This is a genomic window from Phyllobacterium sp., assembly GCF_037994405.1.
GTDB lineage: Bacteria > Pseudomonadota > Alphaproteobacteria > Rhizobiales > Rhizobiaceae > Phyllobacterium.
The window spans coordinates 1-17,408 of record NZ_JBBNAN010000017.1 but is presented as its reverse complement, the minus strand read 5'-3'; the positions used below and the strand labels follow the sequence as shown (position 1 = coordinate 17,408).

The 17,408-nt window shown below is 58.5% G+C and carries 15 protein-coding genes; 7 read left to right on the top strand and 8 right to left on the bottom strand.

All coding sequences use genetic code 11. The annotated features are described in order from the left end of the window. Window positions 1–166 precede the first annotated feature (166 nt). Window positions 167–868, bottom strand: a complete 702-nt coding sequence (locus AAAC48_RS01365; protein ID WP_340652451.1) for an RlmE family RNA methyltransferase — start codon at window positions 866–868, stop codon at window positions 167–169. Continuing rightward, window positions 861–2,330 carry a Ppx/GppA phosphatase family protein gene (locus tag AAAC48_RS01360; protein WP_340652450.1) on the bottom strand — a complete coding sequence of 490 codons (1,470 nt, stop codon included), beginning with the start codon at window positions 2,328–2,330 and terminating at the stop codon, window positions 861–863. The genes AAAC48_RS01365 and AAAC48_RS01360 overlap by 8 nt, the downstream gene beginning before the upstream one ends. Before the next feature lie 316 nt (window positions 2,331–2,646). Between AAAC48_RS01360 and AAAC48_RS01355 the strand changes: the two genes are divergently transcribed. After that, on the top strand, window positions 2,647–2,826 hold the full coding sequence (locus AAAC48_RS01355) for a hypothetical protein (protein WP_340652449.1): 180 nt from the start codon (window positions 2,647–2,649) through the stop codon (window positions 2,824–2,826). Window positions 2,827–3,261: 435 nt separating this feature from the next. Here the strand turns inward: AAAC48_RS01355 and AAAC48_RS01350 are convergent, their stop codons facing one another. Further along, window positions 3,262–3,882 carry an NAD(P)-binding domain-containing protein gene (locus AAAC48_RS01350; RefSeq protein WP_340652453.1) on the bottom strand — a complete coding sequence of 207 codons (621 nt, stop codon included), beginning with the start codon at window positions 3,880–3,882 and terminating at the stop codon, window positions 3,262–3,264. A 92-nt stretch (window positions 3,883–3,974) separates the two neighbouring features. On the opposite strand from AAAC48_RS01350, the gene AAAC48_RS01345 reads away from it, so the two are divergent. Further along, window positions 3,975–4,901 carry a LysR substrate-binding domain-containing protein gene (locus AAAC48_RS01345; RefSeq protein WP_340652448.1) on the top strand — a complete coding sequence of 309 codons (927 nt, stop codon included), beginning with the start codon at window positions 3,975–3,977 and terminating at the stop codon, window positions 4,899–4,901. Window positions 4,902–4,951: 50 nt separating this feature from the next. Here AAAC48_RS01345 and AAAC48_RS01340 read toward each other — a convergent pair whose 3' ends face one another. Continuing rightward, window positions 4,952–5,131, bottom strand: a complete 180-nt coding sequence (locus AAAC48_RS01340) for a hypothetical protein (protein ID WP_340652447.1) — start codon at window positions 5,129–5,131, stop codon at window positions 4,952–4,954. A gap of 283 nt (window positions 5,132–5,414) precedes the next feature. On the opposite strand from AAAC48_RS01340, the gene AAAC48_RS01335 reads away from it, so the two are divergent. Continuing rightward, window positions 5,415–5,555: a hypothetical protein gene (locus AAAC48_RS01335; RefSeq protein WP_340652446.1), complete on the top strand. Its 141-nt coding sequence runs from the start codon at window positions 5,415–5,417 to the stop codon at window positions 5,553–5,555. Between the two features lie 45 nt (window positions 5,556–5,600). Here AAAC48_RS01335 and AAAC48_RS01330 read toward each other — a convergent pair whose 3' ends face one another. After that, complete coding sequence (locus tag AAAC48_RS01330; RefSeq protein WP_340652445.1) at window positions 5,601–6,170, bottom strand: dihydrofolate reductase family protein; 570 nt, start codon at window positions 6,168–6,170, stop codon at window positions 5,601–5,603. Window positions 6,171–6,329: 159 nt separating this feature from the next. Here AAAC48_RS01330 and AAAC48_RS01325 point away from each other — a divergent pair, with 159 nt between their 5' ends. The 4 genes from AAAC48_RS01325 (at window position 6,330) to AAAC48_RS01310 (ending at window position 8,890) form a co-directional block, all read left to right on the top strand. After that, window positions 6,330–6,527 (top strand): hypothetical protein, encoded by a 198-nt coding sequence (locus tag AAAC48_RS01325; protein WP_340652444.1) that lies wholly within the window; start codon window positions 6,330–6,332, stop codon window positions 6,525–6,527. Between the two features lie 48 nt (window positions 6,528–6,575). Further along, window positions 6,576–6,842: a hypothetical protein gene (locus AAAC48_RS01320; RefSeq protein ID WP_340652443.1), complete on the top strand. Its 267-nt coding sequence runs from the start codon at window positions 6,576–6,578 to the stop codon at window positions 6,840–6,842. A 333-nt stretch (window positions 6,843–7,175) separates the two neighbouring features. Next, complete coding sequence (locus tag AAAC48_RS01315) at window positions 7,176–7,385, top strand: cold-shock protein (protein WP_106709203.1); 210 nt, start codon at window positions 7,176–7,178, stop codon at window positions 7,383–7,385. A gap of 248 nt (window positions 7,386–7,633) precedes the next feature. After that, the gene (locus tag AAAC48_RS01310) at window positions 7,634–8,890 is read left to right on the top strand and encodes a D-amino acid dehydrogenase (protein WP_340652442.1); all 1,257 of its coding nucleotides are present in this window, start codon (window positions 7,634–7,636) and stop codon (window positions 8,888–8,890) included. 5 nt (window positions 8,891–8,895) lie between these two features. On the opposite strand, the gene pbpC is transcribed toward AAAC48_RS01310, so the two are convergent. The 3 genes from pbpC to AAAC48_RS01295 all read right to left on the bottom strand — a co-directional run. Then, on the bottom strand, window positions 8,896–10,977 hold the full coding sequence (gene pbpC / locus AAAC48_RS01305) for a penicillin-binding protein 1C (protein WP_340652441.1): 2,082 nt from the start codon (window positions 10,975–10,977) through the stop codon (window positions 8,896–8,898). Further along, window positions 10,977–16,424 carry an alpha-2-macroglobulin family protein gene (locus AAAC48_RS01300; RefSeq protein ID WP_340652452.1) on the bottom strand — a complete coding sequence of 1,816 codons (5,448 nt, stop codon included), beginning with the start codon at window positions 16,422–16,424 and terminating at the stop codon, window positions 10,977–10,979. The genes pbpC and AAAC48_RS01300 overlap by 1 nt, the downstream gene beginning before the upstream one ends. A gap of 84 nt (window positions 16,425–16,508) precedes the next feature. Then, window positions 16,509–17,408 (bottom strand): LysR substrate-binding domain-containing protein (locus AAAC48_RS01295; protein ID WP_340652440.1); only part of this gene is annotated, 900 nt, incomplete at its 5' end.

Here is a 17,408-nt window from a genome sequence, read left to right as displayed (position 1 = left end):
AGCCGGTGCGTTGGAGGGGATTGGCTTCTCCAACTGCGGCATCAGCCTTGCCTTAGAGCACCTCTCGGTAATTAGGACGCGTTCTGCCGGAGAGAATTCGTGGACAAGGGTCGAGGGGTTTGTATAGCAGTTTTGCCTGTGTTTCCAAGACAGCGACTGGCGTAACTCAACCCTTGAAGTCGCGCGCGAGCAAATAGAGCTCGACGGATTCAGCCCGCGATGCGGGAGGCTTGACGTGATGCACTGACTTGAAATTCTGCTTGAGCAGCGTGAGCAGTTCGTTTTCCGTGCCGCCCTGAAACGTCTTGGTGAGGAAGTGGCCGCCCGGACGTAGAACGGAAACGGCAAAATCTGCAGCAACTTCGCATAGATGTGTCGTGCGAATATGGTCGGTACGGCGGTGGCCGGTCGTCGGTGCTGCCATGTCCGAGAGCACGATATCGGGCTTGCCGCCAAGCGCTTCCATCAATTTTTCCGGCGCCGCGTCATCAAGGAAATCCATTTCGAGCAAGGTGACACCCGGCAGGGGGTCAACATGCAGATAGTCGATACCAACGACCGTTGGAAAATCATCGGGAGAACCAACGATCGAGGCAGCGATCTGGCTCCAGCCGCCTGGGGCGGCCCCAAGGTCGATAATGCGCTGGCCCTTTTTCAAAAGCTTGTAGCGGTCATTGATTTCGATGAGCTTGTAGGCTGCGCGCGAGCGGTAACCATCCTGCTTGGAGCGCTGCACATACGGATCGTTGATGTGACGTTCCAGCCAGCGGCGTGACGATTCCTTGATCGTGCCCGCCTTCTTCTTGACCTTGGTGTGCAGGCCGCGTGTGCCGGTGCCACCGCGACCACCTGTTGTTGTCTTAGCCATGTGCGCTCCCGGTACGGTGCCAACGATTGCGCCACGCGCCATCGCGCGACATGAGTTCGGTTAGAATGCCTTCGCGCAAACCGCGGTCTGCCACCCGTAACTTCTGGCTTGGCCAGACATTGCGGATGGCATCGAGAATCGCGCAGCCCGCGAGCACAAGATCGGCGCGGTCGGCACCGATGCACGGATTGGCCACACGCTCATCGAAGCTCCAGGACAGAAGCTTGCTCGTCATCTCCGTCACATCGTTGTTCTGCATCCAGATGCCATCGATGCGGCGGCGATCATAACGCTCAAGCCCGAGATGAATGCCGGCAAGCGTCGTTACCGTACCGGACGTGCCGAGCAGATGAAAATTCTGGCTGTTGACGAGGTCGCCGAGTTTATGACGCTCGGAAAAATCGTTGAGGAGATCGGCGACATGACTGACCATGACGGCGAAATTATCCGTGGTCACATCGCGCCCGCCGAAACGCTCGGCGAGCGTTACAACGCCGACCGGCAATGACGTCCAGGCAATGATGTGCTCGGCAAGGCGCGGCGAACGGCGCTCAGACACGTCGATCAAGGCGATTTCGGACGAACCACCGCCAATGTCGAATAGAACCACCGCGTCGGTCTCGCGTTCCACCAGCGTGCCGCAACCAGAGACTGCAAGGCGCGCTTCGGTCTGGCGGTTGATGATCTCAAGTTCGAGGCCGGTTTCGTCTTTCACGCGAGCCAAGAACTCGCCCCCGTTCTCAGCCTGACGGCAGGCCTCAGTGGCAATGAGGCGCGCACGGCGTACGTCGTGATTATGCAACTTGTCGCGGCAAATCTTCAGCGCTTCGACGGCGCGATTCATGGCGTTTTCGCTAAGGCGCCCCGTTGCACCCAATCCCTCGCCGAGACGAACGATACGGGAGAACGCATCCACAACCCGAAATTGGCCCGGACGCGTCGGCGAGGCTACCAGAAGCCGGCAATTGTTGGTGCCAAGATCGAGCGCAGCGTAAAGCGGCGAGCCTATGTACCTGGGCTCATGGCGCGGCGTTTCCTGCAGGGGCGGCGCGGACGATCCGTTGGACGGTGAGGAACCAGCCGGGGCAACGATATCGGCCGGCTTCACACCTGCGCGGCCGCGGCGACGAAACCGGTTGGGCCGGCGTTTCTTGCCTGTCTTGACCGGCGTATTGGCTGGATTGCCGGTTGCGGCGCCCGCAGCTAAGGTTGCAGACGTCTGCAGCGTCGAAACATTCGCCTGTTTCGACTTTCCACGCCTACGGCGGCGCGCACGTTTCTTTGGGCTCTTGTCGAAGCGTCCTTCCTGGGAATCGGACTGGCTTTCCTGCCTTTGCGGTGCAGAATCCCCATGCGGTCCGGGTCCGCTCTTGGCGGTATTTACAGTGCCGTTCGGCACCTTGCCACCACCAGACGCCCCTCCATTCGGCGCGTTCCACGCGCCAGATTCGGGGTCTTTCAAAATCGTATCCTTTGAGCGCCGCGCGAACCATCAAGGACGCAGGCAAGACGCTTTGTAATTAACGTTGGGTATAATGTAACACGCTTTGGCAAATATCCAAGGGCAGCACGGAAATTACAGCGTCAGGGATCCAGAACCGGCATTTTGCCGGTCGAGCTTCTTTTGTTCCTGATCCGTTCGCGGCTGGGTTAACTCCAAGGGACTATTGCCAAGCAGTAGGGCGTTAAGTGCTTCCATGATAGTAAAAATTGCAATCGTGGATTGCCGAGGCTCGGGAGGAGTGTCGCAAGCCACCGCCAGTGATGGGATGTTGCCGATGCGTGAGCCCGACTTTCAGCCGCTTGAAACCAAAGACTTCCTGATACTTGCGGTGATCATGGGTGTTTTCCTCTCCGGATGCTGGTTTGTCGGGTCACTTCTGGTGAAAGCGAAAGAACCCAACGCAATCCATGGCACCCGGCAACCAATTATTTCTTCAACGCGTTCACCGGCCTGACCTGGGGCCATCATCTGATCCTTCGCACAAACACATGTTCTTATTGATAATTCACGCATAAATTGTATTAAGCAGAAATTGCAATCCAGAGATGTATAGTATGTCTGAGCATGATCACCAGCCGCTCACTCTTGCCGGCCTTTTGTTGTTGGCTGCGATCGCTTTGATATTTCTGACCGTTGTATGGCTGATTGGAACAGCATTCGCCCGGGCAGGAACCGAACTCTCCTTCAATCGAAGTCCATGGAACCAAGAGGCAATCTTCGCGTTTCCATAAACTGACGCTATTTCCGTCAGCAGGGCTTGGCGCGGCGCAACTGCAACTAATACCCTCCCCGGCCGTGCCAAGCCTTACCGCTGCACTCTGAGCCGGAGAAATGCCACAAAAAGGGCCCGGCTCCGTCTCCGGGAGCGGGCACCGTCGATAAACCCACCTCAGCCAAATTTGACGAGATTGTGCACAGGCAGTGGGCCACCAGGGAACTGCACGAGCCGCGCACCTACCGAGAGCGGGCCGAGGTCAAGACCAAAGAAACCGAGGCGCTCAATAAGGGCACCAATCCCGGCTTTGGCGGTAGTGTCATCTCCGGAGTAAAAGAGAACACGGCGTCCGCCTTCAGCCCGAGGGTCGGTTGAGAGCAGGTGTGCCTGCAGGTGGTTGAACGCCTTGACCACCTTTGCGCCTGGCACGAGATCAGAAAAGACTTCACTGGAGGCGCGGCCATTGAGATCAATCGGCTGAAACAGCGGCGCCTCGATTGGATTGTTGGCGTCGATGACAACGCGCCCGTTCCAGGCGGGCAGCTCGGCCAGCGCCTTCGGCAGTTTCGTCCAATTGACAGCCACAAGCACGATATCGGCGCTCGCCGCCCCTTCTCGCGTACCAGCCTTGATCGAAGGGCCAAGTTCCTCAACCAGATCTTTCAGTGATTCCGGTCCGCGACTGTTGGCGATAGTGGCCTTAATCCCGGCACGGGCAAGCGCCCGTGCGAAGTTTGAACCAATTGCCCCTGATCCGATAATACCAATACTCATGATCTTGTTCCTTTCAGACAGTTTGGGTTTCGAGTGAAGATGGCCTATTCATTCATTGACTATAAGCAAGTAATCGCTTTAATTACTTTCAACTGTTCGTTGAAGGTTTTACCATGGAAACGCTGGCCAATCTTGAGTCCTTTGTACGCAGTGCCGAAACCGGTGGCTTCTCGGCAGCGGCGCGGCGCCTCGCAGTTACCCCGGCAGCGGTCAGCCGCAACGTCGCCATGCTGGAGCGCAACCTTGGAGTGCGGCTGTTTCACCGCAGCACGCGAAAGTTGACGTTGACCGAAGCTGGAGAACGCTTTCTGCTTGCTGTCGAGGCAAACCTTGAAGGGCTGCAATCCGCCATCGCCAATGTTGCCGCCGATCGTGGCGAGCCGGCCGGCGTGCTCAAGATCAGTACCAGCGTTACCATGGGCAATTATATCCTGCCGCTGCTGGCGGCCTTCCTTGGACGCTATCCACAGATCCGCCCCGACTGGGAATTCGACAATCGTCAGGTCGATCTGGTTGCGGAGGGGTTTGACGCGGCCATTGGCGGCGGGTTCGAACTGGCGCCGGGTATCGTCGCGCGCGCTCTGGCGCCGGTGCACATCATTGCGGTCGCGTCACCCGAATATATGAAAGGGCGGACGCCGCCAGCCGATCCCGAAGGTCTTGCCGCGCTGGATGGCATATTCATGCGTTCTTCCCGGACCGGGAGGGTCCGGCACTGGACAATGCGAAATGCTCATGGCGCAGAGTTGCAGGCAATGCCCGTGGAAAAGATCGTGTTCAACGACCCCGCCGCTATGTGTCGGGCAGCGCTGCTCGGTCTCGGCGTGTCATTAATTGCCGTACCGGACGCGCTACCTTATCTGGAAAGCGGCGCCTTGGTGCGCCTGCTGCCGCAATGGTATGCAGATGCAGGATCTGTTTCGATTTACTACGCCAGTCGCACACTGCTTCCGGCCAAAACGCGCGCCTTCGTTGATTTTGTTGTGGAATCTGTCAGGCGTGACAGGCTGGCAGAGCGTTTCGCGGGAAGCCTCGGATAATGGCAGAGAAAATGGCGCCGCTAGAAGGCAGCGCCGGATGTGCTGGCCGATCAGATCAGGCGGTTTTGTTCGACGAGCTGGCGCATGCGCCGCAGCTTTCCGTCGCTGTCGGCAACCTCGCGCCGCGTGGGTTTCTTGACCGGGGGTATCGTGATCTTAACAGGCGTTTCCTTTGATGTGACGACAGGTTTCTTGATCTTTTTCAGGAAGTTCAAAGCGTGTATGAACATAATCGTGGAGCCCTCCAAATGCCATAAAACCGCAGTGGATCGATGATCCAGCGGATAGTTTTCGGTTTTTCTGGCAAGTAGCGTTAGTTTACCACCATTCGGCCCGATGTGATAGCATCATGAAGAGCCGCAATTAAACCGCAAATGGCGGCGAACACTATTGGATCGTCTTTTGGCCAGGCTTGGCTCTTCGCGGCGTCAGAGGTTCGACCCGCCAATCTCATTCCAAATTGCCGATTCTTCGTCCAGCACGACCATCTGTTTCAAGCCGCAGGAGAGTACCATGGCCAAGGGTCAACAGCGCAGCAATCGCGAAGTACGAAAACCAAAGAAAGACAAGGTTGCGCCAAAGGCGGAAGTTCCTTTCAGCTCCATGCTGAAAAAGGCGGAAAGCACAACGCCAAAGGGCAAGCCCAAAGGCTAACGGTTTTGGTAAGTGACAGCCCCGGCGATCGCCGGGGCTTTATCTTCATATGACTTCATACCGCAGATGGGTGACCAGCGGCGACTTGACGACTCGCGTGCATTTCAGCTCGATCTGATTTTTGCCGATACCTTCGAACAGGCGGCTGCCCTGGCCGAGCAAAACCGGCGCGAGTTGAAGAACGAATTCATCCACAAGGCCGGCTGTCAACAATTGCTGTGCAACGTTCGCGCCCATAACAACAACATCCTTGCCGCCTGCCGCCATTTTCGCCTGAGCAACGGCATTCTCGACCCCACTGTCGACGAAGGTGAATGCGGCGCTCTTCATTTGCAGCGGATCGCGTTTCTCGCGGGTGACTACAAAACTCGGCGCAGGAAAGGGCGTATCTCCCCAGTGCTGCAATCCTACGTCGAAGGTTCGCTTGCCAAGGACGACCGCGCCGACGCGGCCGGACATCTCTTGCGCCATTTTGCGGTCCATGTCCGACTCGTCATCGAACAGCCATTGATGCAGCCGCTCACCGCCCTCGCCCATCGCATGATCACGACTGATATTTGGCCCGGCGATAAAGCCGTCGAGCGACATCGTGAAGGATGCGACCACTTTGACCATGAATTCCTCCTCCAACTGCCGTGGCGAGGGTAGCCTTGGTGCTTCGACTTAACAACCAGGATGCAATTGTCAGCCTGCCCACAAATGTGAACAAAACAGGAACAAATTCCTTTTCATATAAGACCGGTTGTGGCAATCTTTCCGAAAAAGGAGATTCTGATGAACGCCATATCCAAACAACCGGAAGACGAAATCGATGAAGCGCTGGCCTATCATCAGGGTGATATGCGCGCGACGATTGCTGCCTTGCTGGCAGAGCGGGAGTTCCTGCTGCGCGAGATAGAATATGCCTCGCTTGCCATGTCCTATGGTTTCGCGCGTGGCTGGAAGCCCGGCCGGGAAAAGATTGCGCGATAGACTTGGCGACCGCCACGTGTCATGGTTGCAAAGCCAACAATGCGAGACATGATGAAACACAGTCTGAAACAGATGCCTCAAGTTGGCATCCATCCAAAGCGGGTTTTGAGCCCCTCCGAGCAAAAGAGCCAAGCTACCACGGCTGCGGCAGCGGCCATCATCAATGATGAAACTGCAAAATGGGAAAGCAAGACGGCGCGCCTCAAGGCTTTACGTCTTGCCAAGGAAGCCGAACAACAGGCCGAACTTGGCTCGGGGCCAACTGCAGCCGTCAAGACAAAAGCAAAGACTGCCCGCACGGCCAAGGCCAAATAGAACTCCGCAGAATTCGGGAAAGCCGTTCGCGCTCGTCTATCGGGACGATCAGTTGTGAGGAAATTGCAAGCGATTGGAGCGACGACAAGAAAATAATTCAAAATAAAAAACGGCTGCGAACCGGCAATATTCCTGATTTTTGAAATTATTTCCTGGTTCTTGGCATTGACTAAACAACCGCGCGGCCCTATGTAACAGTCTCGGTATTTGGTAGTTTGTTATTAGTTTTATTGCGCCTAATGCGCTCTGAAAGATCCTTCTTCAAAAATCGAGCTAAAAACTGCATGGCGCGTCGCGCCCTGTATTGAAATATTTCCATTGAAAGGGTTCATCATGAGCACTGGAACAGTAAAGTGGTTCAATTCCACAAAGGGCTTCGGCTTCATTCAACCGGATGATGGTTCTGCAGACGTGTTCGTACACATCTCTGCCGTTGAGCGCGCTGGCATGCGCAGCCTCAATGACGGCCAGAAGATCCGCTTCGAATTGGTCCGTGACAACAAGTCCGGCAAGATGACAGCTGATCAGCTTCAGGCTGCTTAAAGATAATTCGTCTTCGCGTCTTTGACCACGGATGTACTGGCACTGACTGCAGAGAAGAATTTGAGAAGGTCGGGTTTTCCCGGCCTTTTATTTTGCCCCGAGTTTGAGCGACGGCAAAATAAGATGACATTTCAGCGCATCGCCAAGAAAAGTCTGGAAAGAAATATTTGGCCATCCCACAGTGCGACGCATCTCTATTGCCCTTTCGCGTAAAGGGTATCGCGTTGTTTTAAAGGAGCCTCCCGATCATGAAAGTTCTTGTCCTTGGTAGCGGCGTCGTCGGTGTGACCTCCGCCTGGTATCTGGCGCAAGCGGGACATGAAGTCGTCGTGGTCGATCGGCAGCCTGGGCCAGCACTGGAAACCAGCTTTGCGAATGCCGGGGAAATATCGCCCGGTTATTCCTCGCCATGGGCTGGACCTGGGGTGCCCATCAAGGCGATCAAATGGATGCTGATGCATTTCGGTCCGTTGGTCGTGCGGCCGACATTCGATCCATACATGGCGCTCTGGCTCATGCGCATGCTGCGCAATTGTACGTCCGCACGCTATGCTCGCAACAAGGCACGCATGGTGCCGATTGCCGAGTACAGCCGCGACTGCCTGAAGACACTACGCGCCGAGGTGGGCATTGCCTATGACGAGCGCACACAAGGCACGCTGCAGCTTTTCCGCACACAGAAGCAATATGACGGTACGGCAGGTGACATCGAGGTGCTGAAGCAGTTCGGCGTCCCCTATGAGCTGCTCGACCCGGCTGGATGCATGACTGCAGAACCTGCGCTCGCCAATGTCAAAGGCAAGTTTGTCGGCGGGCTGCGTCTTCCCGGCGATGAGACCGGCGATTGCCAGATGTTCACCGAAAAACTGGCGGCGCTTTGCGCGGAAAAAGGCGCCACGTTTCGCTTCAACACGACGATCACTTCAATCAACACAAGCGGTAATCGTATCGCCAGTGTTTCGACCGAAACGGAAGAGCTGACGGCCGATGCTTATGTTGTCGCCTTCGGCAGCTATTCACCTTTCCTTTTGCGACGCATCGGCGTGCACATTCCGGTCTACCCGGTAAAGGGTTATTCCATCACCGCTCCAATCGCAGACAAAGACGCCGCGCCTGTCTCGACCGTGATGGATGAAACCTACAAGGTCGCAATCACCCGTCTCGGTGACCGCATCCGCGCAGGCGGTACCGCGGAAATTTCAGGCTATGATCTCAACTTGCGCGATGCGCGACGGGCGACATTGCACCATTCGGTCGGCGATCTGTTCCCCGGCGGCGGTGACCTTAGCAAGGCGACTTTCTGGACGGGATTGCGGCCGATGACGCCGGACGGTCCGCCGATCATTGGCGGCGGTACCAAATATTCCAACCTCTATCTCAACACCGGTCATGGCACACTCGGCTGGACGATGTCGTGCGGCTCTGGCCGAGTTTTGGCAGACCTTGTCTCGGGAAAATCGCCGGATGTCGATGCTTCTCCGCTCAACATCAGCCGGTACGGTTGAAACGGTCAATCGACGAAAACGCGGACACTGGCTGCACGGCCAACCGAGTCAATCACCGTAAGGGTCGAATAACCACCGCCATCCGGAACCCATTGGTTGATGCGACGGCGCGAGGTTTCCGGCAGGGGCTTGCCGTTGGCAAGCCAGCGGAACGGGGCACGCCCACCCTGCAGCTTCAACGCCAGCGGCATGATTTCGCCGCCGGTATTTGCTCCAAGATCAATCCGCGCGCCTTCCGGTGGATAGATGATCTGCGGCGCGGGCTCACGCGTTGAGGCGAGCAAGCCACTTGCATTCATGGAAAAACGCCGCTGGCTGATAGGCAATTGTGCCTGTGCAATCCGAATGGCACCAGCGGGCGCCGGCGGCAAGGGCGCGATGGCGACGCCGGACTTGGCAAAGCCCTCGAACAGGATTGGCGCGGCAGCGCCATAGCCGGTTAGGCCCGGGACAGCGCCATTGTCCGGTCTGCCGACCCAGACGCCGAGAACATAGTTGCCGTCGAATCCGACCGACCAGGCATCGCGATAGCCATAGCTGGTCCCCGTCTTGTAGGCGATGCCGCGTTGCCCCGCGCCGAGCGGTGGCATGACGCCGGAAAGAATGTCGGCAATATTCCATGCAGCCACCGGTTCGAGCAGCGGCTCGCCCTCGATGATTTCTGGTTTGTCCTGGATGCCATCGCCCAGCTGCACCGGCCTGCCGCGATTGGCGAGGCCCGCATAGAGCTGCACGAGATCCTTCAGTGTGATGCCGACGCCGCCAAGGCCAATGGCAAGCCCCGGCGCTTCATTGGGTGGCAAGACCGGTCGCACTTCGGCACGGCGAAACCGTACCATGAGCCGCGTCGGGCCGACGGCATCAAGCAGCCGGACGGCAGGCACATTCAACGACAATTGCAGTGCTTGCCTGATGCTGACATCGCCCTGATAGCTCATGTCGAAATTGCGCGGCCGGTAGCCGAAAAAGTCGGCCGGCCGATCCTCGATGATGGTTTCCTGGCTGACCAGCCCATCCTCGAATGCCAGGCCATAGATGAAGGGTTTGAGCGTTGATCCCGGCGAACGGTTGATGCGGGTCATGTCAATCCAACCCGAGCGGCTCGCGTCGAAATAGTCGGCCGAACCGACCTCGCCGACAATTTTGCCGGTGCGGACATCCGCCATGACCATGGCGACGGAAACCTTTGGTCCGAGCCGGGTGGCTGCATCCTTTGCGACGGCCTCAAGCCCCTGCTGAATGCTCCGTTGCAATGTGGTCTGGTGGCGCCTGACGCTCGGTTCCTTGCGTTGCGCCGCTTCCGCCAGATGCGCCGCATAAAGTGGCAGTTGCAACCGGCGTGCCGGGATTGGCGCAAGGCCGGCCCGTTCTGCCTCCCCCTCACCCACGACTTTCGCCACTGCCATGCGATGCAGCACACGGCCCCGCGCGACTTCGGCAAGGGCTAGATTGCGGTCCGGCCGGCGCCTTTCCGGGAGCTGCGGCAGCGCGACGAGCAGGGCTGATTGCGCCACGGTAAGGCGTCGGGGTTCCTTGCCGAAATAGGCAAGGCTCGCGGCGCGGATCCCTTCCAGATTGCCGCCGTAGGGCGCCAACGTCAGGTAAAGATCGAGGATTTCCGGTTTCGTCAGGCGCCGCTCTATCTGCAGGGCGCGAACAAGCTGCTGGAACTTAGCGGTGAGCGAGCGGCCCTCGCGCGGCTCTATCAGCCGGGCCACCTGCATGGAAAGGGTCGAGGCGCCGGAAACGATGCGGCCATTGCTGACGAGCTGGACTGCAGCCCGCGCCAGCGCGATGGGATCAATACCCCGGTGCTGCCAGAAGCGCTGATCTTCGTAGGCGATAAGCATCCGCACGAATTGAGGGTCGACGTCCTTTGCAGTGGTGCCAAGCCGCCAGCGGCCTTCCGGCGTTGCGAAAGCACGCAGCAACTGGCCATTGGCATCGAGCACTTCGGTCGAGACTGTCCGCGCCTTTTCCAACGGCGGCGGGAAGGCGCGGTCGGCTGCGTCGAGGCCAAAAGCCAGCATCGTGGCCAAAACCGAATTGGCCGAGACACCGATGCAGAATGTTCGCCAGGTCAGCATTATTGTCCTGCAACAACCTCCATGCGACCGGTTGCCGTGCGTGCCGAGAACTGCGGACGATACATGTCCTCGACGCTGGCAGCCGGATGATCATAGGTGCCGGGCGTCACCGCGCGGACCACATAGGCCAGCGTGATTTCACCATTATCACCGGACGTCCGATCGAAGGCAGCGACGAAGCGATCGCTGCGGAACTCGGTATGAGCGGCTTCCACTTCGCCGATCCAGTCGAAATTCGACAGGCTGGCACTGTTAACGAGACCGGGATTATCGATCTCGAATCCGGCTGGCAGGAGATCGGTGATCAGCACGCGCGACGGCCAGTTGTTGTTTTCGGTCACCTTCAGGACGACCACATAACGTTCGTTCTGTTTGGCCTCGCTGACACTGGCCGCCTGGCCATCGAGCGAATAGTAGGTGCGCTCGATGCTGAACCCGTCGCCGCCAGCTGGAAGCGGCTGCGATGGCGACGCCACGGACGTCACGACTGCAGATACCGGTTCGGTCGACACATTGGTGATGGTAACCGGCTGGGCAAGCAGTTCATCGCCCGTCAGCCGCGCGACATAGCCGCCGGCATGGGCAGCGCCATTGATATCGAGCTTCAGATCCTTGTCGCCGCCCTGGATGGCGCGCGCCGCGAGCAGCATCCAGGTCTGTTCCTGCGTGCTCGTATAGACCTTGCGCTCCCATTCGCTGGCGACGATCTTCGACAGCTGCGGAATGATCGGCGGGACCGGGCGGCTTTCGGCAGCTAATGCCAGAACAGCAGCATCGTCGCGCAAAGATGAGCCGTAGTCGGAGCGGACGAGGCTCACATTGGTTACCAACGTCGATTGTTGGAGGGCGTCGGTGAAGATGCTCTGCGAGCGCTGTGCGTCGCCATAGAGCGACAGCGCCGCCGCAAGATGTGCCCGCGCCAGCGGCGTGGGCAATTCGGCCAGCTTCGTGTCAGCATAGTAGCGCAGATCACTGATGGCGGCCTTGCGGTTACGCGCCAGGACATAGAGTGCATAGGCGATCTCATTGCCCTTGTCCTTGACGTTGACATCGTAGCTCAGCGAGTTCTGCAGATTTTCCAATGCCTGGACCAGCGCCTGCTCCGGCACTTCATATTTCTGTTCGCGGGCACGGGTGAGGAAATCCGTGACATAGGCATCGAGCCACAAATCGCCGGAACCAGGACTCCACAGACCGAAGCTACCGGACGAAGACTGGTAGGACAGGACACGGTAGATTGCTTCCTGCACACGCTTCTGTACGTCGCCCTCTTCGGCGATCCCGGACTGCCTGGCAAGTTCACTCATGTAAAGCAACGGCAAAGCGCGACTGGTGGTCTGCTCGGCACAACCATAGGGGTAGCGATCGAGCGTCATCAGCAGGGCGGGAATGTCGAAGGCAGCCGAGCGTGTAACATTCAGACTGACCGAGGCCCCTTGCAGGATGCTGCCTGCCAGCAATTCGCTGTCGACCTTCAGGCTGCTGTTCGGTGCGATCTTGATCGGCTTGCGCACCGTGACTGGCAGCGTTGCTGGCCGGACCGGGACATTGAGCGTCTGCTCAAGCGACAGCCCGGAGGCGTTGGATAATTTGATCGACACCACGCCATCACCGGGGTGCTCGCCGGTCAGCGGTAGCGTCAGATCGAACTTCCCGCCTGCGGTCAGGCTGACGGTCTGCGATGCGCCCGGCTGATTGACGCTCACGACCGGATTGCTGGTTACCTGAAGCTGGTAGTCGCCAGCCGGCGCATCGGTGTTGGCGATGTCGAGCCGCAACGACGATTTGTCGCCGGGAGCGAGGAATTTCGGCATGCTCGCGGTCACAACCACGGGATCGCGAATGACCACGTCGGAGGTAGCATGACCAACGCCCGACTTCGACCAGACGACAGCCATGACACGGGCCGTTCCGTTGAATTGCGGAATGTCGAAGCTGACATTCGCCTTGCCTTGCGGATCAAGTTTCACCGGTCCTGAGAAGAACGCGATGAGCTTTTCGGTGGGCGGGCTGCCCTGCATCGGCATCTGCGCGCCGTCGCCGCCAGTCCGCAGCTTGCCCGTAGCGCCCTGCGAACCGTCAATGAGGCGGCCATAAAGATCGCGGATTTCGAGACCAAGCTGGCGCTGGCCGAAATACCAGCCGTCGGGATTGGGCGCCTCGTAGCGGGTAAGATTGAGAATACCCACGTCGACCGCGGCAACCGTCACGTAAGCATCTTCATTCGCACCAGCGCCTGTTACCTGCAGCGCAATGTTCAACGGCTTGCGCGGCTCGGTCTTTTGCGGGGTGTCGAGCTTTACGGCGAGGTTGCGGTCGCCAGGGCTTACGTTCAGCCACTTGATACCGATTGCCCGCATCGGCATGTGGGTTTCCTGCGCATTGCCGGGTCGGAACAGCGTGGCCGCGACATAAGCGCCAGCGCCCCAATCTGCGGTGACGGGAATATCGACTTCACCACCTTCCGCAGGAATGCTTGCCCGCTTGGTGGCGAGCAGATTCTCGGCGCCTACCGTGACCAGAAGTTCTCCGGCAAAACGCGGCGAGACTTTCAGCTTTGCCGTATCTCCAGCAACGTAGTTTTCCTTATCAAGGGCGATTTCAAGCCCATCAGGTGTTTCTGTTGACGTGGCGGCGACATAGTAGCCAGCATCGAATTCGACACTGGAGGCCGGCCCGTCCGCTGCAGCGGTTTCCACTTCGAGACGGAAGCGGCCCCAGGTCACCGGGACAGAAATCTCGGCGCCATCGGCGGTTGCATTCACCGCGCCATTGGCAATCTGCTTGGTCGACAGGATCGGCTCGTATTTCCAGGAGTTGCCATCACGGTACCACTGGTAATTGCGTTCGACACTGACGAGTTTCCACTCCAGGCCTTGCATGGCCTGTTTCTGGCCATTTTGGTCGACCGCAATGACATGGAACTTGCCGACGGAATTCTCAGCAAGATCGCCCGAGAATTCCGGCTTGATGCCAATCATCGAACCTAGCGGCTTCACCGGCAGCGTTAGCGTGCGCTCGACGGCGCGGCCGCCAGCCTCCTGCATGCGCACGACAACATCGGCGTTAAGCAATTGTGTGGTCGAAGGAACGTCGTTAAGCGAAACGTCGAAGGTTGCCTTGCCATTGTCGTCAAGCGGTTGCAAATCCTCCAGCGGGATGCGCGTGTCTTCGCTTGCCTGTTCGTCAGCGAGGCCGAAGAAATAACCCTTGAAGTCTGCGCTTTCGCGGGTGGGCTTAAGGGCAACTTCGCCTTCGAGATTGAGCCCGGCGGCAGGAGCGCCATAGAGATAACGCCCGTCGACTTTAACCGGCGTGGACTTGCCGACTTCCAGCGCCTTGGCATCACTGGTCAAATCGAATTCAACCCGATCCGGAACGAAGTCCTCGACAAGAAACTGCTTCTCGGCGATCGGCGAACCCTTGGGATCGGTGTAAATCTGCATCGTCCAGGTGCCACGCATGGAATTGGCCTGAAGGGAAAGATCCAGCGTATGGCCGCCGAGATTGGCGCCATCGCTGACCATGCGCCGGTCTTCAACGCCGTCCGGACGCTCGAACACGAATGTCAGCGGCAACTTCTCGATGGCATTGGCCGCATTGTCACGTGCCAGCGCCGAGGCGTGCACGGTTTCGCCGGCGCGATAGATACCGCGTTCGGTCCAGGCGAGAATGTCAATGGCGCCTGGAGCGGCGCGACCTGTCACGCCACGATCCGACAAATCGAAGCCTGCTCGGGTCATGTCGAGAAAGACATAGTCCGCATCGCCATTCTTGGCAGTGATCACCGCCGGGCTCATGGCCGCCGTGCCGCGCATCAAACCGGCGGTAAAGGTCGCCCTACCCTCGGTATCGGTAACAGCCGTGCCGAGAATTTCATTGTTCTTGGCAAGCAGCTGCAATTCAACGCCGATGAGCGGCTGCGCCGTGGCAAGTGACCGAGCAAAGACGTTCAACCCATCTGTACCCGCATAGGTAGAAAGGCCAATATCAGAGACGACGAACCACTGCGTCGCCTGCGCATCCCACTCCTCAGTCTTCGCATCGGGAGAAACTGCTGTAAGCACATAGACACCGGGCTTGCGCTGCGGCAGGGCTTCATCCACCGGGAAGCTGGTGACGACGTCCTTGTTGAGATCGGACTGGATATCGATGGCGCCTTGCCAAACCAGTTCGCCTGCTTCGTCCTGCAGGCGCTGCGCGTTGAAGCCATCGATCTGCGTCAGGAACTGCGAGCTGGTCAGAAGTGGTGCAAGGCCGCGATCACCGATGCGATAAAGCTTGAGATTGGCACTGGTGGTATTGACGGAGACGATCGGTATGCCGCGGCGTGCCGTGCTCGGCAAAACAAAGCTGTCGCCGGTAAAGCGCACCATGGCCGAGCGATCCTTGATATAGATGTCCAGATCGACCGGCGCTTCCAGCGATTCACCCACGGAGGACGGCAGGCCGGGGCGGAAGGCAAGCTTATAGCGCTGGCCATGTTCGAGGCCCTCGACGCAAATCTCGCTGCCCTTGGCTTCCACCGCTTTGGGAGCGGCACCGTTCAGCGTCACAAAGGGAGCGTAGTCCGTGCCCATCTTCACGAGCGGATCGGAAAACTGCACGCAAGCACGCGGCGTGGCGCTGTCCGCATCAATCGTGTGGTTGATAATGCGGAAACCCTGGCGGGCCTTCAAATCGAGATAAGCGGCCTCGACCGCCTTGTCATTCACCAGCGCAAGGCTCGCCTTGTAGGCGCTAAGCGAGGCGCGATAGTTTTCCGAATTTTGCAACGCTCCCGCAAGAACGGCAAGCGCATCGGCGCGGCTCTGCGCCGTGCGCGACAGCTGGTAACCATTGAGCGCTGCAAGTGCAGCCTGGCCGGCGATATAAGTGTTTTTCTCGGCACGATTGGCAGCACGCGCCGTCTCAAGCCAGAGTTCGCCATTGTCCGGCGTAACAGCGAGCGCGCCCTTGAAGGCCTTGAGCGCATTTTCGATATTCCCGGCGCTAAGTTCCTTTCGCGCCGCCGTCACGAGGCCATCAACCCCTTGTGCCTTCTGCTCGTCGCTCAGCGAGAGACTCGCCTTGACCTGTCGCGCGTCCTGCGCGAGCTGATCGGACACGAATTGCAGCTTCGGTGGAGCGCCGATATCGGGTTCAGCGGCGGTTTCGACCACCTTGCCGGCCACCGATCCCGGTGAACTTTTCAGCTGATTGAAATCAGACTTCAGGAAACACCATTTCACCTTTGGGTTGTAGGTGAAAGCCTTACAGGACCGGTCTGCAAGGCAGACCAGTTCGCACTGATCGAGCGTGACATCCTGTTCCGTGCGCAGGTCAAAGCCAAAATAATCGCCGTCCTTTGTCGTGACGACATCGCGATTGGTTTCTGCGGCGCCAGCAGGAACTGTGGCTGCGAAAACGGAGAGAAGAAACGCTGAAAACCCGATAACCGCGCGCATAGACATAATGTCCTCCCACCGCTGCTAATCCAGATGACCGGCACTCTTCAAACTTCGGTATAATTTGTCAACAGATCAAACAGTTTAGGTCGCATTGCCTTGCGCAATTTCGTTTCGTATCCAGTTCTGGAAATGCAGCATCTGCTGCGTCGGTCTGCGATTTTTCGGCGATACCAGCCAATAGGCGATCGCAGACGGCACGCGTGTTGGGAATGGAGCAACGAGGCGACCGTCAGCGAGGGCGTCTTCGACGAAGAGGTCCCAGGCCAGCATGATGCCCTGCCCGCTGATTGCGGCATCGAGGCCGAGCCACGGATCGGAGAAGGTAGTGCCGTCGAAGGGCAACGGCCCGGCAAGCCCGGTCGCCGCCTGCCAGTCGTCCCAGCTGAACATCGGGTTCTCGTAGCAGATGATCGGCTGGCTGAAGATATCTGCAGGTCCGTGCAAACGTTCGGCAAAGTTGGGTGTGCAGACCGGGAACATTTTCTGCGTCAACAGACATTCCGATACCCCGTCCTGCCAATCGCCGCTGCCGAGCCTGATCGCCAGATCAATGTCCGAACTTTTAAGGTCGGCAATGCCGGGAGAAGGATCGATTCGGATTTTGAGATCGGGACAGGCCGTACGCAGCCGCCCGAGGCGCGGCACCAGCCATTTCGAGGCAAAGGTCGGCGCAACGGACAGTAGCAAGGCCTGGCCCGCGCCCTCGGCCAGCGCGACTGCTTTGGAAAGCTGCTGGAAACCATCTTCCAGCCTGGGCAGAAAACTCTTGCCGAAGGAGGTCGGAACCAGGCCACCTCGGGTTCGGTCAAAGATCGCGTGACCGATCTGTCCCTCGGTGCGGATCAACTGCTGGCTGACCGCGCTTACGGAGACGCCAAGCTCCTCCGCTGCCTTTGGTAGCGACCCCAGCCGGCCGATCGCTTCGACCGCTTTCAGCCCGTTGAGGTGAAGTCTGTTCAGATTCTTCATCAAGATTTTCTT